The organism is Mucilaginibacter sp., from assembly GCF_039921305.1.
In the GTDB taxonomy this organism is placed as follows: domain Bacteria; phylum Bacteroidota; class Bacteroidia; order Sphingobacteriales; family Sphingobacteriaceae; genus Mucilaginibacter.
On the sequence record NZ_JBDSCA010000015.1, the window covers coordinates 1 to 14,802 of the forward strand.

Here is a 14,802-nt window from a genome sequence, read left to right on the forward strand (position 1 = left end):
AGCTGATCCTGATCACCTCGCACGTGCTGAGCGACCTCGATGATATCACCAGTCATGTTGTTTACCTGCAGGACGGAAAACTGATATTTTATAAAGATGTGGAAGAACTAAAGCTATCTACCGGTGAGCAAAAACTGAATAAAGTCATTGCGACGCTGATGCAAAAAGAAAACCTGATCACCAACTAAAATCATGAAGATCATTATCAAATATGTATTGCTCGACCTGCTCAGAAATAAAACTGTGCTTGTGTACACTTTCATTCTGGCCATATTAGCCGTCAGCGTGTTGAGCATGAGCGGAAACTCGTCGAAAGGTTTATTAAGCCTGTTAAATATTACCCTGCTGTTTGTTCCCATCATCAGTATGCTTTTTGCAACGATCTATTTCTTTAATTCCGTTGAATTCACAGAATTATTGTTAGCCCACCCGATAAAACGAAAGACCATGATCCTGGCGGAATACGCGGGCGTGGCATTTGCGTTAAGTATCGCCTATCTGGCCGGTGTTGGCTTGCCTGTTATTTTCCTGAATTACAGCATCGCTTCCCTGACGCTATTGATCAGCGGTCTGTTTCTTACGCTGATATTTACCGCGTTAGCTTTGCTGGTTTTTGTTTTATTTAAAGACAAAACAAAAGGCATTGGCGCAGCGATCATTACCGTGCTCTTTTTTACCTTATTGTTCGACGGGTTGTTGTTATCCTTTATTTATTCGTTCAGTGATTACCCCATAGATAAGCCTTTGCTGGGTTTAATATCCCTGAACCCGGTTGATTTGGCACGGATATTTGTTTTATTACAATTGGATGTGGCGGTTATGATGGGCTACTCGGGTGCTTTGTTCAAGGCGTTTATGGGCTCAATCATAGGTAGCATTTATACGCTGGGTTGTATGGCGGTTTGGATTTCTATCCCGCTGTTGGTAAGCGTCAGAAAATTCAATAAAAAGGATTTGTAAGTTACCAACCCAATTCTTTTCTACCAGCTTCGCTGATCATGTCGCCGTTCCACTCCGGCTCGAACGTTATCTCAACTATGATAATATAGTCTTTAAAAGTATTGCTTGCGGTCAACTCTACAGCGGTTTTCAAATAATCTGCCGCAGGGCATGCCGGCGTGGAAAGCGTCATCAGGATATTGACTTTATTTTCACTGATGGCAACTTGGTAGATAAGGCCCAGATCAACTACATTAAGACCAAGTTCCGGATCCTTCACTGTCGACAACATTTCCATTAAAAGGAGTTTATCCTGATAATTCGGATCGGTTATATCTAATTGTATCATTTTCTCAATTTATTAACGATATGAAAAACGTGTCCACAGTACATCAACGAGGCGGTTGTCATTAACACGCATCCGGGATACATCACCCATTGATTTTTGAGTAGTATGCCAGCCAGGAACAAAAGGAACCCAGGCAGATATAGATACATCTGGAGTGCGACCAATTGTTCCTCGTACAGGTCCTTAGGTTGCAGTTCGGCTATGGTGTTGGGCTTATTTAAGTGCATCCAAACAATAAATGGTAAGGTCTTAAAGGTCTGGCCCATGATCAGGGTGGTAATAAACCCCGCAAAAAATGAATACCCGTATGCCACAATAACTGAAGCAGGCGTGCTATGGTAAAAAAACACAGCGATGATCAGCAATATAAAAGGCGCAGCGATACCGCTTATGGCAATGATGGTCATTTTCATTCCGGCGTCCATTTTTTTACGAACGGCACTTTGATAGCAATTCACCACAAAAACAAGGTAGCAGGCAAGACCGGCTGCAAGGAGGGCAATATAAAAAAACACCCCTCCGGAGGTTTGGAACAGCATTCCGTCGGTCAAAAACAATAGCAGCGCCGTATTGATCAGATAGTAGGCAGCCGTTAAATAGGCTTTCTTTTCTTTTCTGCTCAACAAAAACATCGGGATAAGCCTGGAACTCACACCGATAACCAAAAGCAGGAACCATCCGGCCATGCCTACGGAGGCATGCACCTTTAAATAACGCATAAATAACGCAGGTGATTTTCGGGAAGCAGGTTAAAGCGAAAATTGAGGAGTAGGGTAATGCCAATACTTGCGGTGACGATGAGCCATAAATGAGCGGTAACGATATAATCAACAGCGATATTGCTGGCCGATTTTCGCATAGTGAGTATGATGTTGATCACGTGAACGATCAATGCCGTAATGATCAGCGTTGCACCGGTAAAGATCATAGTACCCAATTCAAATACCCAGAAAGCATGTACGAGTAAACAAGTACCCAGCGTAAACAACACAAAGCTTATAACGGGTAAATTATTGCTATATAGCTTTTTATCAGATATAACCGGTATCAACTGGTTACTGGCCCCCATAATGATCATGGTTCCCCAGCCTAAAACGGTAAGGTGGGTAATAGCCAATAAATGCGGCTGAAAAAAATGGCCGCGAAAATCCCCGATCGATAACAATGTCAAAATACTGATCGCAACAAGGCTAATCGCTGCCGCCATGTAATAAGGAATGATCGTCCGCTTTCCGGGGATCTGGTGTGCAGGCATTTCCATAGAACTTATTCGGGATAGATGAGTAGGGTGACCTCCGCTTCGGTTTGTTTGTAGATATACTTAAAATGGCGTTCCTTTAATTCAGGCAGAAGATAAACCGGTACCTTTTTATGATGCACATATAAGGCTTTTCCTTGCGGAAGTTTATCCAGTTGGTCCAGGATGGCGATCATTGGTTGTGGCATTTCCAATGCCCGTACATCGATCTCCACAAAATTGCCGGAGTATTTTTCCTGTACACCATTAAAAATATCAGTGTCCGGGGCTTCAGCGCCAACATCGGCAAGTTTTGAATCAGCGGTAGTAGTGATATAGGTTTCGATCACTCCCGGTTCCTTAGTACGAACAGTTATGCGGTAATTCTGGCTTTTCAGGATATTGATCAACGGGACGGGCTCGAAAGAATTAAGGACAAGTAGGGTTTGATTTGTTCCGAGATGGGAAAGCTTGTTCATAATATTCTTAAACGGATCTATTCCTTTAGCCAGATCGGGACGTACATCATAAGTTTCATCAACAATGATATCGTATTGCTCGTCAGGAATTACTTTAGGCGACAAACCGCCCGTACCGGCACCTTGCTCAATATCAAAACCGATACCGTGTAAATTGGTCAGGATACTGTCAACGGTGCAGTTGCCGATCTTCGCCGCATCAGCGACCGATGCCCCCGATGCCAATACCTTACGGAAAATGGGATTTTTTAACTTTTTAAATAAAGGATTAAGATCCATAAGGACATCAATGGCCCGCACGTCGCATTTCACGATCGTACTTATTTTTGTATCAGCGTTAATGATCATTATCTTAATGGTTAAGCGGGGCCGACCAGGATCTGCCTCGCAGGTGTAAAACTTAGACGGCTTGCTCTAATGCCACCGCTTTGGGAAACAAGATGTTGTTTTCCAAATGAATGTGCATATGCAGGTCATTCTCAAAATCTTCCAGCTTTTTGTACAATAGCCCGTAGCTGTTACAAGCATTTTCCGGAAGAGTATAATTATTGGTCAGCGTTTTGATCTCTTCTGCCAGACGGCCCACGATATCATGGTCATTTTCCATGATGGCGATAGGCTCTTGCACAGAAACAAAGGCATTTGAAGACAGGTTGCTATCTGCATTGACACTTTCCAATTGCTTGATATAAGGAAACAATATGGTTTCTTCTTTCTTTAAATGCAGCAGCAGTTCATTAGCCAGGGCAACTACATTACTCCTGATCTGCAAAAGTTCAGGGTGATTTAGCCCGTGGCGGTTGGCCACCTTTTCGCTAAGTTCCAGCAACACCGGCAGATTTTGTTTTACGTAGGCGTGATGGACATTAACGACATAGTCTGCCAGAAAGACAAGGCTCCATGAATCGAAGTCGTGTTGCGGTGCAGCCGAGGATGTATTCGCGGCTTTTTCGAGTTCTTGCCTTACGTGCAGGATATCTAATCCTTTTTCTTTACACGCTTTTTCGAGTGTCTTCTTACCACCACAGCAAAAATCCAATCCTAACTTTTTAAAAGTTTCTGCTTTGCGCAGATCTTTACTCACGATCTCACCCAGCGTTTCCACATGTTGTCCCGGATCGTTTTTACGGATCTCCACTTCCCATATCTCAGGCCCGTTTAGCAGGTAAGTCCATCCAAAGCAATTACCACGTTCGCCCATCAATTGATAGTATAGCGGCTTAGGGTCGTGGTCGTTGTGGATCACAAAGGCCCTGCCTGGTGATAGGTTATCAAAATACTCAAAAATGGTGGGGTGTTTCAAACGGGGTTCGATGATGGTTACATCCAGTACTTCGATCTGAAGTTCTTCAGGTTGGTTCATATGCTATGTATTTATGATTAATAGTTTATTGAATTACAAGTGGAATAGAAATATCCGCCTTTCGCCGGTGATGGCGAAGAGCCGCTACTGAGATCGTAAGGGCACCCGCAAAAAGAAAAATAGCGGCGATCCATAACAAAAAAGGATAATAAGGGCAACTTATCATCAGCATTGCGGCCAGACCCTGGGTCATTAACAATGCTTCATTGCCGATGACTGCGAGCGCAAAAACGATGATCCCGGTCTTAGCCAGTTTGAAGTGATCTTTAAAATAATTTTGATGCAGCAGGTGGCCCAACAGGAACAATGTGATGAACCCCAGCATGACGAGGTGCAGGTAGCCGATAATCACCGGTCTGTTGTCAAAAATCAGGTTACCCAGCGCAGGGTAAACTATGCCGATCTGCATTGTTGTTTTTAGCAGGAACCCGATCATGGACGCACCAAGAATGATTTTTGTAAATAATGGCGTGTCCCTGAATACAAAGGCTACCGAGCGTGCGAATACTACAAAATAGAATAGCGCCAAGATCAGCAATAAGCCCCCGACAATGGCTACTGACCTGACCGCGAGGTTTGGAAAATGCCATAAATAGGATAGAAAAAGTGTGGGCAGAACAGCAATAGAAAGTATGGTGGCAAAGCGCCCGCCGTTTTGCTTGGCTGATAGTGAGATCCTGCCATTTAATTGGTTAAAAAATATGGCAAATACGCCCAGCGTGAAAAAGCCATTGTATTGCAGATGCAGGTAGGAATAGATCGCATCTTTATACAGCAGTAAATTTACGGAATGCGTAGCCATCATGTAAGCAAGCGTAAAAGGGCCGACAGAAGAAACACACAGGGAGAGCAACGCAACGATACATAACAACAGTATAGTTTTAGAGGGCTGGCTTTTGATCAGGTCGCGGACAAAAATCCAGCTAAAAACGTAGGTTACCAAAATGAATAAGGTGGAAAAGGAAATGGAAAGGAAACCGTATCCCTGAAAGGGAAAGCTAAAAAGCATTCCGGTAGCGGGCAATAAAATACCCGTCAACAGGTATTTATATCGGGGATGCCGGTTAACGCCTTCCGGAAGAATCTCGTAGGTGAATAGGGTAAAGATGCAAAGGGTGATCCACCCTCCGAACGCGAAATGAGAATGGGCGTTGAGTATGAATTTGAAATCGATGCCAGGTATAGAGAACAGGATCTTGCTGCGTAATACAACACCCAGTAATGCAACTACACTCAGGTTAATGAGGCAAATAGTGATCCATTTGTTCTTTACATTCAGCATTGTGTATGATTAACTATATAAAGACCTTCAAGTCCTTAATTGATAAAAAAATTATTCCGCTCTTAAAAACCCACTTCCCTTTTTTAGCTTTTTCGCCATTCCCGCTATCGTGTTATCTTGCATCATGCTAATAAGATCCGACCTGATCGTTTTGAATTGATCATGGAGTGGGCACGGCTCGGTTTCCGAGCATTCTTTTAATCCCAGCCCACAGCCCGAAAAAAGACGATCCCCTTCAACAGCTTTAACGATCTCGATCAACTGGATGGAAGGCTGTTTTTCATCCAGAAAAAACCCGCCGTTAACACCAGTTTGTGAACTGATAATGTGGTTGCGGGTAAGGATCTGAAGGATCTTGGCGGTAAAGTGTTGCGGCGCAACAATATGATCGCAAATCTCAGATATACCTACCTTTTTATCTTTATTACCTTCTGCTGCTATATAAATAGCCGCACGTATCGCGTATTCGCTGGATTTGGAAAACATATTGTACAGATAAAACTTTCAACCTATTTAAATAGTAAGCTTGCTTAAAACAGTTAAAAAGCTGATTTACAAAAGTGCTGGGAATTGAAAAAAAACGGAGTGACTGTCATCAGGTTTAAATGTGATATGTGTCAATTTAGCAACGGTGAATTTGGGGCATATAAACACTGTAAATACCTACTTTAATAAATTCTTGTAAGCCTACCCCTATATGCAATGCTTTTACTAAAAAACAACGTAACCAGCCATTTTCCCTATCTTAGCAGTACCTTAAAATTTATAGCTGGTGTATAATGGTATTCGATTTTAGGCTCAAAGTTTTTCACACAGTTGCCCAGCGACTAAGCTTCACCAAAGCCGCTGCCGAATTGTTTATTACCCAGCCGGCCGTTACAAAACATATAAAAGAGCTCGAATTACAATTAAATGTGCAGTTATTCAGGCGCAATGGCAGCAGTATAATGCTTACAAGCGCGGGCAAAATATTGCAGCAATACGCCGAAAAAATATTCCAAACCTACACCGAGCTGGAAACCGAACTGGCACAATTGAACAACCTGGAGGCCGGCACTTTGCACATTGGTGCAAGTACCACGGTAGCGCAAACCATCCTGCCTAAATTGCTGGCGTTGTTCAAAAAAACTTACCCCTTGGTTAATTTTACCTTTACCCAAGCCAATACCGATCAAATAACTCAGCTGGTTTTAACCGAGAAGATAGATATTGCCATAGTAGAAGGTGCCGCCCATTACCCCCAAATAGCCTACGCTCCTTTTGCTAAGGACGAGATCGTATTGGTAACCCGTGCCAACAACCAGCTATCCAAAAAAGCCGGGATCACACCCAAACAGCTCCTTAATATCCCGTTGATACTGCGCGAAGCCGGATCGGGAACACTGGATATTATTTTTAATGCACTTAACCATGTAGGTATTAACCCAAAAGACCTCCACATCGAGATACAGCTGGAAAGCAGCATCGCCATCAAACAATACCTGCTTTACTCCGAAACCGCCACCTTCTTGTCCATCCGATCGGTAGTGAGCGAATTAAAATATAACGAGCTCAGCATTATCGAAATAAAGGGAATGGGAATATTCCGCACTTTTCAGTTTATCCAGTTGCATGGCAAAAATTCAAAACTTATCGATCTTTTTAAAAGATTTTGCTTAGTCAATTATAACTTAAAGTAATCAGTAATTACTATTTGTAATTAGTGTAAGGTTATAATAGAACTTACCTTTGGCTATTATTCAATCGAGTTTTATGGAACTTATCACTACCGATATTTGCATTATAGGCGCAGGGCCTGTTGGTTTATTTGCCGTTTTTGAAACAGGACTTTTAAAAATGCGCTGCCACCTGATAGATGTTCTGCCGCAGGTTGGCGGCCAGCTATCCGAAATATATCCGCAAAAACCAATTTACGATATTCCGGGGTTCCCAACAATTAACGCCCAGCAATTGGTTGATGGCCTGATGGAACAGATAGAGCCTTTTAAACCAACTTTCTCTTTAGACGAACGCGTTAATGAATTGCTGCAACTGGAAGATGGCTCATTCATCACCCGCACCAGCGACGATACCGAAGTGCGCAGCAAGGTGGTAGTTATTGCTGGTGGTTTGGGGTGTTTTGAACCCCGCAAACCAGCTATAGACGGCTTGGAAGATTTTGAGGGTAAAGGTGTAGCATACATGGTAAAAAATCCCGAAGCCTATCGTGGTCGTAAAGTGATATTGGCTGGTGGCGGCGATTCCGCTTTGGACTGGACAATTTTCTTAGCCGATATTGCAGAAGAAGTTACGCTGATACACCGCGGTGACACCTTTAGGGGTGCACCCGATAGCGCCGACAAGGTTTTTGAACTGGCCCAACAGGGCCGTATCAACCTGGTGCTGCAAGCACACATTAAAGCGGTTAAAGGTAATGGCCATTTGCAGCGAGTAGAAGTGATAGGCAGGGACAACGAAGTTTCGGTTATCGAAGCCGACCACCTGATACCGCTATTTGGCCTGACACCAAAACTTGGCCCTATTGCCGATTGGGGTTTGAATGTAGATAAATCGGCTATTATGGTTGATACTATTGATTACAGCACCAACGTAAAAGGCGTGTATGCTATTGGCGATATCAACATCTATCCCGGCAAGTTAAAGCTCATCCTATGCGGTTTTCACGAAGCTGCCCTGATGGCCCAAAGTGCTTTTAAACTGGTGTATCCCGATCAAAAATTGAGTTTTAAATACACAACCGTTTACGGTGTAACAGCCTTTTAATCGTAAAACGTTTCGCATCTCTGCAAAAAAATGATCAATCTAACAATCGAAGACCGTGACGGCAGCCGCCGGCCGGTTGAAATACCCGAAGGAATAAACCTTAGCCTGATGGAGGTTTTAAAGGCAACCGACCATCATGTACTGGCTACCTGTGGTGGTATGGCCCTTTGTGCTACCTGCCACGTACAAGTTGTTGAAGGCCCCGAGCAATATTTTCACGCAACCGACCTTGAACTCGACCTGCTTGATACCTTGCCCGATGCAGGTAATGATAGTCGCCTGGCGTGCCAGTTACGCATAAACAAGGATATGGATGGGATGGTGTTCAGGATAAAGGGAGAGGAATAGCATTCGGTGAACATTACGAAGTTTTCAAAACCTCGTAATTATTATTGATCCTGAGAAAATGTTCTATCGAATTGAGGGCCTGTCTTACGGTATGAATTGCACCGCCGTAAAATAAAAAACCCATGTAGTGGAAGCAGGACTCGAATCAACGATCTTCGGGTTATGAGGCTGAAGGGAAATCACTATTTAGCTGTTACAGCTCCCAATAAATAAACACATTAGTTAATCGGCCACAACAGGGACTAAAGTACCAACAGACACATAGTCAGTGCTTTAATTGTGGATCAAGCCAATTTCTTAACTTTGATTTTAGCAGCGCAGCCATGTATTTCGTTAATAATACGTTAACGAAAATAACAAAGCCCGCTACAGCTAAATGTAACAGGCTGATTTTCAAGTAGCGGGAACACGCATCGGGTTGAACTTTTTTGCTGATATACAGTCAGTTATAAATGCCAAAGAGATGTTTGAAGAAAATATAGCTGAAAACAAGCAAAATTATTAATGGTATCTTTTAATGCGAAGGCAGTAAAAGCCTATTTTTTTTAAAGCAGTTCGAAACCTTCATAAACTCGGCTTAAGCCAAATGCATCACCGCATACAAAGCGGCTGTAGAGATGGTGATCCACAGTACCACACCCTGAAGCAAAGGCTTCAATCCCACTACTGCTAAAACAGTCCTTGATAATCCGGCACCGATCAGGAACAGGGTCAAGGTTAAACCTGCTTTAGCTACGGCGATAAAGAATGGACTTACTATTTTCACAGCCGGGATATAGGTATTCAGGATCATGGCCAGAATAAATAACCCAATAAAGTATGGGATGCTGATCTTTTTGATTTGTTTTTAAAAAGAAAAGTAGACATGAATGCAACTGGGATGATCCATAAGGCTCTGGCCAATTTTACGGTGGTTGCTACCTCCAGGGCTTGTGCACCGTATTTGCTGGCCGCACCTACTACTGAACTTGTATCATGGATCGCGATGGCACACCATAAACCAAATTGTGTTTGAGAAAGGTTAAAATAATGACCCATGACCGGGAAGATGAATAGCGCGATTGAGTTAAGGATAAACACACAGCCTAAAGCCACGGATATCTGTTTTTCTTCCGCTTTGATGGCAGGAGATATGGCCGCAATAGCGCTGCCGCCGCAAATGGCAGTACCTGACGAAATGAGGAAAGAGGTTTTCTTTTCGATGTTCAGCCATTTACCCATCAGTTTACCGAATATTAATGTTCCGGTGATCGAAGCAATGGTAAACAGAACGCCTTCTTTTCCGGCCTGCATCGCGCTGTGTACGTTCATACCGAAACCTAAGCCGACCACGGATATTTGTAAAAGCAGATTGGTAGCTTGGTGATTTAGATGCAGGTAGGGATGACCGGTCAACTGTGCAATGGCCAATCCCATTAATAAGGCTATGGCAGGAGTAATAAAAGGTGTTAAGCAGAGCGCGATCCCGAGGATAAATATAACTTTACGGGTATTGTCGTTAACGTTCGGTAAGAGGTTGCTTTTTAAAGGGACTGATGTGATTTGAGTGTGCATGATCTTTGTTTTGATACTCAAAGGTCAGGCATTTCAACACACTATTTTTATCACAAGATCTGAGGTTCAATAACAAAAAGTTATGGATCACCTTCGCCGGAAACTGCAATAAATAAACTTCTGAATGGTCTGGAACGGAGTTCGGTGATCTATATGAAAGCACTGCAGTTTTTCAAGATACTCGCCAAATAACTTATTCAGGCTTTTTTCGGAATGTTGCCTAACGGCTAAGCCACTACACCTCTCAGGCCCATCTTCCGCAAATGTACTAAGTACCATGATCGCGTCGGCTTTTAACGATAGGTCTACATTCTTCAAATAGGTTCGCTGATCTTGCTCGCCGGTCAGAAAATGGAACGCCGCCCGGTCATGCCAAACATCATAAGCTTTAGGTGGTTTGAATTCCAGTATATCACTTAGGATCCATTCAATTTGCTGCGCGCTATCACCTAATCGTATCTTAGCACGCTCGATCGCTTTGTCTGAAATATCAAGTACGGCAATATCTGTATATCCCAGGGCTAATAAATGATCAGCGAGAAGGCTATCACCGCCACCAATATCGATAATAGCGGCATTTTTTGGTAAATTCAGATCTGCAATAATGTTTAAAGAGGTTTCAGGTTTTTTTTCGTACCAGCTCACTTCAGTAAGGAGCTTATCCGCGTAAACGGTTTCCCAGTGTTCCTTTTTTATATTCACTTTCGTTAAATAAAGTCTTTAATGTATTCACCCAGGTCATATACTTTCGTTTTTCCTTTAAAGGCATTGTTTACGATACTACTTCCCGCTGCACTGCGATAACCACCCGCGCAATGCACCACGATAGGCTTATTAAATGGTATCTCCAAAATACGTTCCCTGAGCTCGAATAATGGAATATGAATAGCCGACTCAAAAAGAGGTTGCGCCTTTACTTCTGCCGGATTGCGGATATCAAGAATCGTGTACCGATCCTGGTTTGGCTTAAAATCTACAAAACCCAACACCGCTGTTAGCTCACTTCCCTTGTAAAAAACAAATGCTGCTTCAATAAATACTTCGTAACCGATCTTAGCCGTTTTAGCTACCAACTCATTTAAGACTTCTTCATCTTCGGCGACTAAGTAAAACGCCTCTTCAGGCCCTATGATACTCCCGAGCCAGGTTTCAAATTTACCGCCATTCTGAATATTGATAGAACCCGGTAAATGTCCTTTTTTAAAATCGTGTTCAGGACGAGTGTCGATAATGAAAATGCTGTTGTTTAGTTTGCCGGGCATCGCAATGGGAATAACGCCTAATGAAGTTTGCAATTTCATTGCACCATGCTTGTTTAAGGCTACATCATAGGCAAAATATTTGGGGATGAAGGGCTGATCTTCTAACAAAGCCTGGATGAATTGTACTTCGCTCATTTCCTGTAAAGACCAGTTGCTCACCCGTTCTGCACCGATGGTGCTACGGTTCGCTTCGCTTAACGCTTTGCCGCATAGGGTGCCTGCGCCATGCGCCGGATAGATCCATACCTCATTATCTAATACCATTAATTTTTTGCGTAACGAATAATACATATGATTGGCCAGCTCCTCGCGTTTGGAGGTAATGTTACCGGCTTGTTCGCGCAGGTCAGGTCTGCCGCAATCACCAATAAATAAAGTATCACCTGTAAATACCGCTTTGTCTCTACCTTCATGCTCCAATACGATACATATACTATCCAGTGAATGGCCGGGTGTATTTAATGCTCTCAGTTTGATCTTGCCAAATTCCAATACATCACCATCATCAAATGTTTGATGCGGATATTCAGCACCTAATAATTGAGAGCAATAAATGGTAGCCCCGATAGTTTGGTGCAACTCTAAATGACCGCTCACAAGATCGGCATGGGGATGTGTTTCGATCACGCCAATAATTGTTGCAGCATATTTTTCGGCATAATCCAGGTATGGTGCAATATTTCTGCCGGGGTCGATCAGCATTATTTTTCCTTCGCACTCACTCAGGATCGCATACGAATAATGCGATAGCCCTTTATCTTCAAATTGTTCAATTTTCATACTCAATGAGGTAGTTTTTCACGTAATAAACCATATACCCAGGTGCCGGCGATGGCACTTAACAGTGTAACCACGATCACCATAAATCCGCTTCCGATCTGTGCGAACAACGGTCCCGGACATGCTCCTGTTATAGCCCAGCCTAAGCCGAAGATCAATCCGCCGTATACATTACCCCAATGGAATTTCTTATCGGGTATCACAATCGGTTCCTGGTTGATCGTTTTAACGCTGAAATGTTTGATTAGCAAAACTGAGATCATCCCGACTACAATTGCGCTGCCTATCACACCATACATATGAAATGCTTGCAAACGAAACATTTCCTGTATTCGGAACCAAGAAACCACCTGCGACTTGACCAGCACAATACCGAATAAAAGGCCGACGATCAAAAATTTAATGTTCTTCATAACTGTAACAGATAAGGTAAAATAAGCCAGGTCATTATAAAGCCGCCGATCATAAAACAACAGGTAGCCACCAATGACGGCCTTTGCAACGAGGATATCCCCATGATAGCATGGCCGGATGTACAGCCCCCCGCATAACGGGTACCAAAACCTACCAGGAAACCACCCAATACAATAAATATAAATCCCCGCAAGGTGAATAACTGGTTAAAACTGAAAATATCGCCCGGCAATAAACCGCTAAAATCTTTCACGCCTTGTTGCTGTAAGGTGGCAATGGTTTGTGGGCTGAGGTTGACTGAACCCGGTACCGATAATAAGTATGTAGCGATAAATCCACCAGCAATGATACCCAGAGTAAAGAATAGGTTCCAGCTTTCTTTTTTCCAGTCGTATTTAAAAAGGGAAATATTAGCAGGGACACATGCCGCGCAAATATGGCGAAGCGATGAAGATATGCCGAACGGTTTATTTCCCAATAGTAGCAAAGCAGGGACTACCAGTCCGATCAGCGGGCCTGCGATATACCAGGGCCAGGGTTGTTTTATGATTTCCATATTATTTAGTCAAAGTGCTTACCAGTACAAAAATTCCCATGATCAATACAAACCAACCAAAAGCAGGCTTGAGTTTAGCATCATTTATATATTTAGTGAGATAGCTGCCAGCAATGATACCGCCAATAGCAAACGCAGAAAACAATATTAAGAACGAATAATCAATAGCAGCATGCCTTGATACGTCACCTAAAACGCCTAATAGTGAACTGATGGTCATCACCATTAGTGAGGTACCCACTGCTTTTTTCATGGGTAAACCGGCGAATAAGACCAAAGAAGGGATGATCAGGAAACCGCCGCCTACACCTACGAAACCGGTAATGACGCCCACGATCATACTTTGAAGAATCAGTTTGGTATAATCAATCCGATGTTGTGTTTCAGGAAGTGCCTTTTTCTTGCGGATCATAGATATGGAGGCCGCTACCATTAAAGTTGCGAATACCAGCATCAGCAAAACGCTTTTTGTCAATTCAAAGTGGCTGATAGTTAACAGGTGATGTGGCATGGAAGGCATCACCCACTTGCGCATGATAAATACGGCGATCAATGAAGGGATACCAAATACTAATGAAATTTTAAAGTCGACGTTTCCTTTTTGATAATGGCTGATGGCACCTACAGAACTGGTTAAGCCGACAACAAACAAAGAATAGGTGGTGGCCAGTATGGGGTCGAGGGCAAAAAAATAAACTAAAATAGGAACGGTTAAGATGGAACCGCCACCACCTATTACCCCTAAAGAAAACCCTATTAAAACCGAAGCCGCGTATCCTGCTATTTCCAAAACATTTGCTATTATGCAACAAATGTACCGCAGCGCGAACCAATACTTGGTGACCTATGTTACAGAGTGGAATTTAAAGTGATCTTATTCCGGGATAGCGTGATCATATGTTGTTTCTCCATCTGCTTTAACAGTCTGGAGATCACCTCGCGGGTGGTGCCTAATTCTTCAGCAAGTTGCTGATGGGTAATATTAAGTTCGTTGGATTGATAAATGCCGGCCTTTCTTTTTAATAAGGAAACGATCCGGTCATCCAATTTCTGGAACGCAACGGCATTGATCACGTCCAATAATTCTTCAAAGCGTTTATGGTATAGTTTAAAGATAAAATCAGCCCATTCGGGGTATACTTTCACCCATTCACTGGCCTTGGCTACAGGGACCATCAACACCTCCGAATCTTCTTCAACGACTAACTTTACTTTGCTGGTATCTTCATGTATCCCCGCTAAGAAAGACATGATACAGCTTTCGCCGGGTTTAATATAATAAAGCAAAACTTCACGTCCGTCGTCATCCTCCCGCATCACCCGCATACTGCCCGATAGCACTACCGGAATAGATCGGACGTAACTATTGGATTGCATCATCACCGTACCCGCAGGCAGCGTTTTGCGCTGGCTGTTAGCTTGTACTTCTTCTTCCAGTATAGTTCCAAATAGTTTCATCGTGCGAGGTAAGGGGTT

19 protein-coding genes and 1 pseudogene are annotated in these 14,802 nt (G+C 43.1%); 5 read left to right on the forward strand and 15 right to left on the reverse strand.

The window, feature by feature from the left end; genetic code table 11:
* A pseudogene (locus ABIN91_RS02940) lies at positions 1–188 on the forward strand (hypothetical protein); the annotation flags it as partial.
* 4 nt (positions 189–192) lie between these two features.
* Positions 193–960 (forward strand): ABC transporter permease subunit, encoded by a 768-nt coding sequence (locus tag ABIN91_RS02945; protein ID WP_348048276.1) that lies wholly within the window; start codon positions 193–195, stop codon positions 958–960.
* A gap of 1 nt (position 961) precedes the next feature.
* Here the strand turns inward: ABIN91_RS02945 and ABIN91_RS02950 are convergent, their stop codons facing one another.
* Genes ABIN91_RS02950 through ABIN91_RS02980 form a run of 7 tightly spaced genes read right to left on the reverse strand, consistent with a single transcriptional unit; the run spans position 962 to position 6,135 of the window.
* Complete coding sequence (locus ABIN91_RS02950) at positions 962–1,288, reverse strand: metal-sulfur cluster assembly factor (RefSeq protein ID WP_348048278.1); 327 nt, start codon at positions 1,286–1,288, stop codon at positions 962–964.
* Positions 1,285–2,007 (reverse strand): hypothetical protein, encoded by a 723-nt coding sequence (locus tag ABIN91_RS02955; protein ID WP_348048280.1) that lies wholly within the window; start codon positions 2,005–2,007, stop codon positions 1,285–1,287. The genes ABIN91_RS02950 and ABIN91_RS02955 overlap by 4 nt, the downstream gene beginning before the upstream one ends.
* Positions 1,995–2,549, reverse strand: coding sequence for a hypothetical protein (locus ABIN91_RS02960; RefSeq protein WP_348048282.1), 555 nt, complete (start codon positions 2,547–2,549; stop codon positions 1,995–1,997). The genes ABIN91_RS02955 and ABIN91_RS02960 overlap by 13 nt, the downstream gene beginning before the upstream one ends.
* A gap of 5 nt (positions 2,550–2,554) precedes the next feature.
* Positions 2,555–3,352 (reverse strand): DUF2249 domain-containing protein, encoded by a 798-nt coding sequence (locus ABIN91_RS02965; RefSeq protein ID WP_348048284.1) that lies wholly within the window; start codon positions 3,350–3,352, stop codon positions 2,555–2,557.
* Positions 3,353–3,404: 52 nt separating this feature from the next.
* Entirely contained in the window at positions 3,405–4,367 is a 963-nt protein-coding gene (gene ric, locus ABIN91_RS02970; protein WP_348048286.1) for an iron-sulfur cluster repair di-iron protein, read from the reverse strand.
* Between the two features lie 25 nt (positions 4,368–4,392).
* Entirely contained in the window at positions 4,393–5,649 is a 1,257-nt protein-coding gene (locus ABIN91_RS02975; RefSeq protein ID WP_348048288.1) for a hypothetical protein, read from the reverse strand.
* A 51-nt stretch (positions 5,650–5,700) separates the two neighbouring features.
* Complete coding sequence (locus ABIN91_RS02980; protein WP_348048290.1) at positions 5,701–6,135, reverse strand: Rrf2 family transcriptional regulator; 435 nt, start codon at positions 6,133–6,135, stop codon at positions 5,701–5,703.
* Between the two features lie 293 nt (positions 6,136–6,428).
* On the opposite strand from ABIN91_RS02980, the gene ABIN91_RS02985 reads away from it, so the two are divergent.
* From ABIN91_RS02985 to ABIN91_RS02995, 3 genes are all read left to right on the forward strand, one after another.
* Entirely contained in the window at positions 6,429–7,328 is a 900-nt protein-coding gene (locus tag ABIN91_RS02985; RefSeq protein ID WP_348048292.1) for a LysR substrate-binding domain-containing protein, read from the forward strand.
* Positions 7,329–7,401: 73 nt separating this feature from the next.
* Positions 7,402–8,412: an NAD(P)/FAD-dependent oxidoreductase gene (locus tag ABIN91_RS02990; protein WP_348048294.1), complete on the forward strand. Its 1,011-nt coding sequence runs from the start codon at positions 7,402–7,404 to the stop codon at positions 8,410–8,412.
* Positions 8,413–8,442: 30 nt separating this feature from the next.
* The gene (locus ABIN91_RS02995) at positions 8,443–8,760 is read left to right on the forward strand and encodes a 2Fe-2S iron-sulfur cluster-binding protein (protein ID WP_348048296.1); all 318 of its coding nucleotides are present in this window, start codon (positions 8,443–8,445) and stop codon (positions 8,758–8,760) included.
* Between the two features lie 577 nt (positions 8,761–9,337).
* Here the strand turns inward: ABIN91_RS02995 and ABIN91_RS03000 are convergent.
* From ABIN91_RS03000 to ABIN91_RS03035, 8 genes are all read right to left on the reverse strand, one after another.
* On the reverse strand, positions 9,338–9,553 hold the full coding sequence (locus tag ABIN91_RS03000) for a hypothetical protein (protein ID WP_348048298.1): 216 nt from the start codon (positions 9,551–9,553) through the stop codon (positions 9,338–9,340).
* Positions 9,550–10,314, reverse strand: coding sequence for a putative sulfate exporter family transporter (locus ABIN91_RS03005; protein ID WP_348048300.1), 765 nt, complete (start codon positions 10,312–10,314; stop codon positions 9,550–9,552). Before ABIN91_RS03005 ends, ABIN91_RS03000 begins: the two co-directional genes overlap by 4 nt.
* A gap of 87 nt (positions 10,315–10,401) precedes the next feature.
* Complete coding sequence (locus ABIN91_RS03010) at positions 10,402–11,016, reverse strand: class I SAM-dependent methyltransferase (protein ID WP_348048302.1); 615 nt, start codon at positions 11,014–11,016, stop codon at positions 10,402–10,404.
* A 5-nt stretch (positions 11,017–11,021) separates the two neighbouring features.
* Complete coding sequence (locus ABIN91_RS03015; protein ID WP_348048304.1) at positions 11,022–12,356, reverse strand: rhodanese-like domain-containing protein; 1,335 nt, start codon at positions 12,354–12,356, stop codon at positions 11,022–11,024.
* A gap of 2 nt (positions 12,357–12,358) precedes the next feature.
* Positions 12,359–12,769 (reverse strand): DUF6691 family protein, encoded by a 411-nt coding sequence (locus ABIN91_RS03020; protein WP_348048306.1) that lies wholly within the window; start codon positions 12,767–12,769, stop codon positions 12,359–12,361.
* Complete coding sequence (locus ABIN91_RS03025) at positions 12,766–13,326, reverse strand: YeeE/YedE thiosulfate transporter family protein (RefSeq protein ID WP_348048308.1); 561 nt, start codon at positions 13,324–13,326, stop codon at positions 12,766–12,768. The genes ABIN91_RS03020 and ABIN91_RS03025 overlap by 4 nt, the downstream gene beginning before the upstream one ends.
* A gap of 1 nt (position 13,327) precedes the next feature.
* On the reverse strand, positions 13,328–14,116 hold the full coding sequence (locus ABIN91_RS03030; protein ID WP_348048310.1) for a sulfite exporter TauE/SafE family protein: 789 nt from the start codon (positions 14,114–14,116) through the stop codon (positions 13,328–13,330).
* A 59-nt stretch (positions 14,117–14,175) separates the two neighbouring features.
* Positions 14,176–14,784, reverse strand: a complete 609-nt coding sequence (locus ABIN91_RS03035; RefSeq protein WP_348048311.1) for a Crp/Fnr family transcriptional regulator — start codon at positions 14,782–14,784, stop codon at positions 14,176–14,178.
* Between the last annotated feature and the right edge of the window lie 18 nt (positions 14,785–14,802).

Coding starts and splice junctions, on each gene's coding strand:
- ABIN91_RS02945 (WP_348048276.1), top strand. CDS start 193: ATGAAGATCATTATCAAATATGTATTGCTCGACCTGCTCAGAAATAAA.
- ABIN91_RS02950 (WP_348048278.1), bottom strand. CDS start 1,288: ATGATACAATTAGATATAACCGATCCGAATTATCAGGATAAACTCCTT.
- ABIN91_RS02955 (WP_348048280.1), bottom strand. CDS start 2,007: ATGCGTTATTTAAAGGTGCATGCCTCCGTAGGCATGGCCGGATGGTTC.
- ABIN91_RS02960 (WP_348048282.1), bottom strand. CDS start 2,549: ATGGAAATGCCTGCACACCAGATCCCCGGAAAGCGGACGATCATTCCT.
- ABIN91_RS02965 (WP_348048284.1), bottom strand. CDS start 3,352: ATGATCATTAACGCTGATACAAAAATAAGTACGATCGTGAAATGCGAC.
- ric (WP_348048286.1), bottom strand. CDS start 4,367: ATGAACCAACCTGAAGAACTTCAGATCGAAGTACTGGATGTAACCATC.
- ABIN91_RS02975 (WP_348048288.1), bottom strand. CDS start 5,649: ATGCTGAATGTAAAGAACAAATGGATCACTATTTGCCTCATTAACCTG.
- ABIN91_RS02980 (WP_348048290.1), bottom strand. CDS start 6,135: ATGTTTTCCAAATCCAGCGAATACGCGATACGTGCGGCTATTTATATA.
- ABIN91_RS02985 (WP_348048292.1), top strand. CDS start 6,429: ATGGTATTCGATTTTAGGCTCAAAGTTTTTCACACAGTTGCCCAGCGA.
- ABIN91_RS02990 (WP_348048294.1), top strand. CDS start 7,402: ATGGAACTTATCACTACCGATATTTGCATTATAGGCGCAGGGCCTGTT.
- ABIN91_RS02995 (WP_348048296.1), top strand. CDS start 8,443: ATGATCAATCTAACAATCGAAGACCGTGACGGCAGCCGCCGGCCGGTT.
- ABIN91_RS03000 (WP_348048298.1), bottom strand. CDS start 9,553: ATGATCCTGAATACCTATATCCCGGCTGTGAAAATAGTAAGTCCATTC.
- ABIN91_RS03005 (WP_348048300.1), bottom strand. CDS start 10,314: ATGCACACTCAAATCACATCAGTCCCTTTAAAAAGCAACCTCTTACCG.
- ABIN91_RS03015 (WP_348048304.1), bottom strand. CDS start 12,356: ATGAAAATTGAACAATTTGAAGATAAAGGGCTATCGCATTATTCGTAT.
- ABIN91_RS03020 (WP_348048306.1), bottom strand. CDS start 12,769: ATGAAGAACATTAAATTTTTGATCGTCGGCCTTTTATTCGGTATTGTG.
- ABIN91_RS03025 (WP_348048308.1), bottom strand. CDS start 13,326: ATGGAAATCATAAAACAACCCTGGCCCTGGTATATCGCAGGCCCGCTG.
- ABIN91_RS03035 (WP_348048311.1), bottom strand. CDS start 14,784: ATGAAACTATTTGGAACTATACTGGAAGAAGAAGTACAAGCTAACAGC.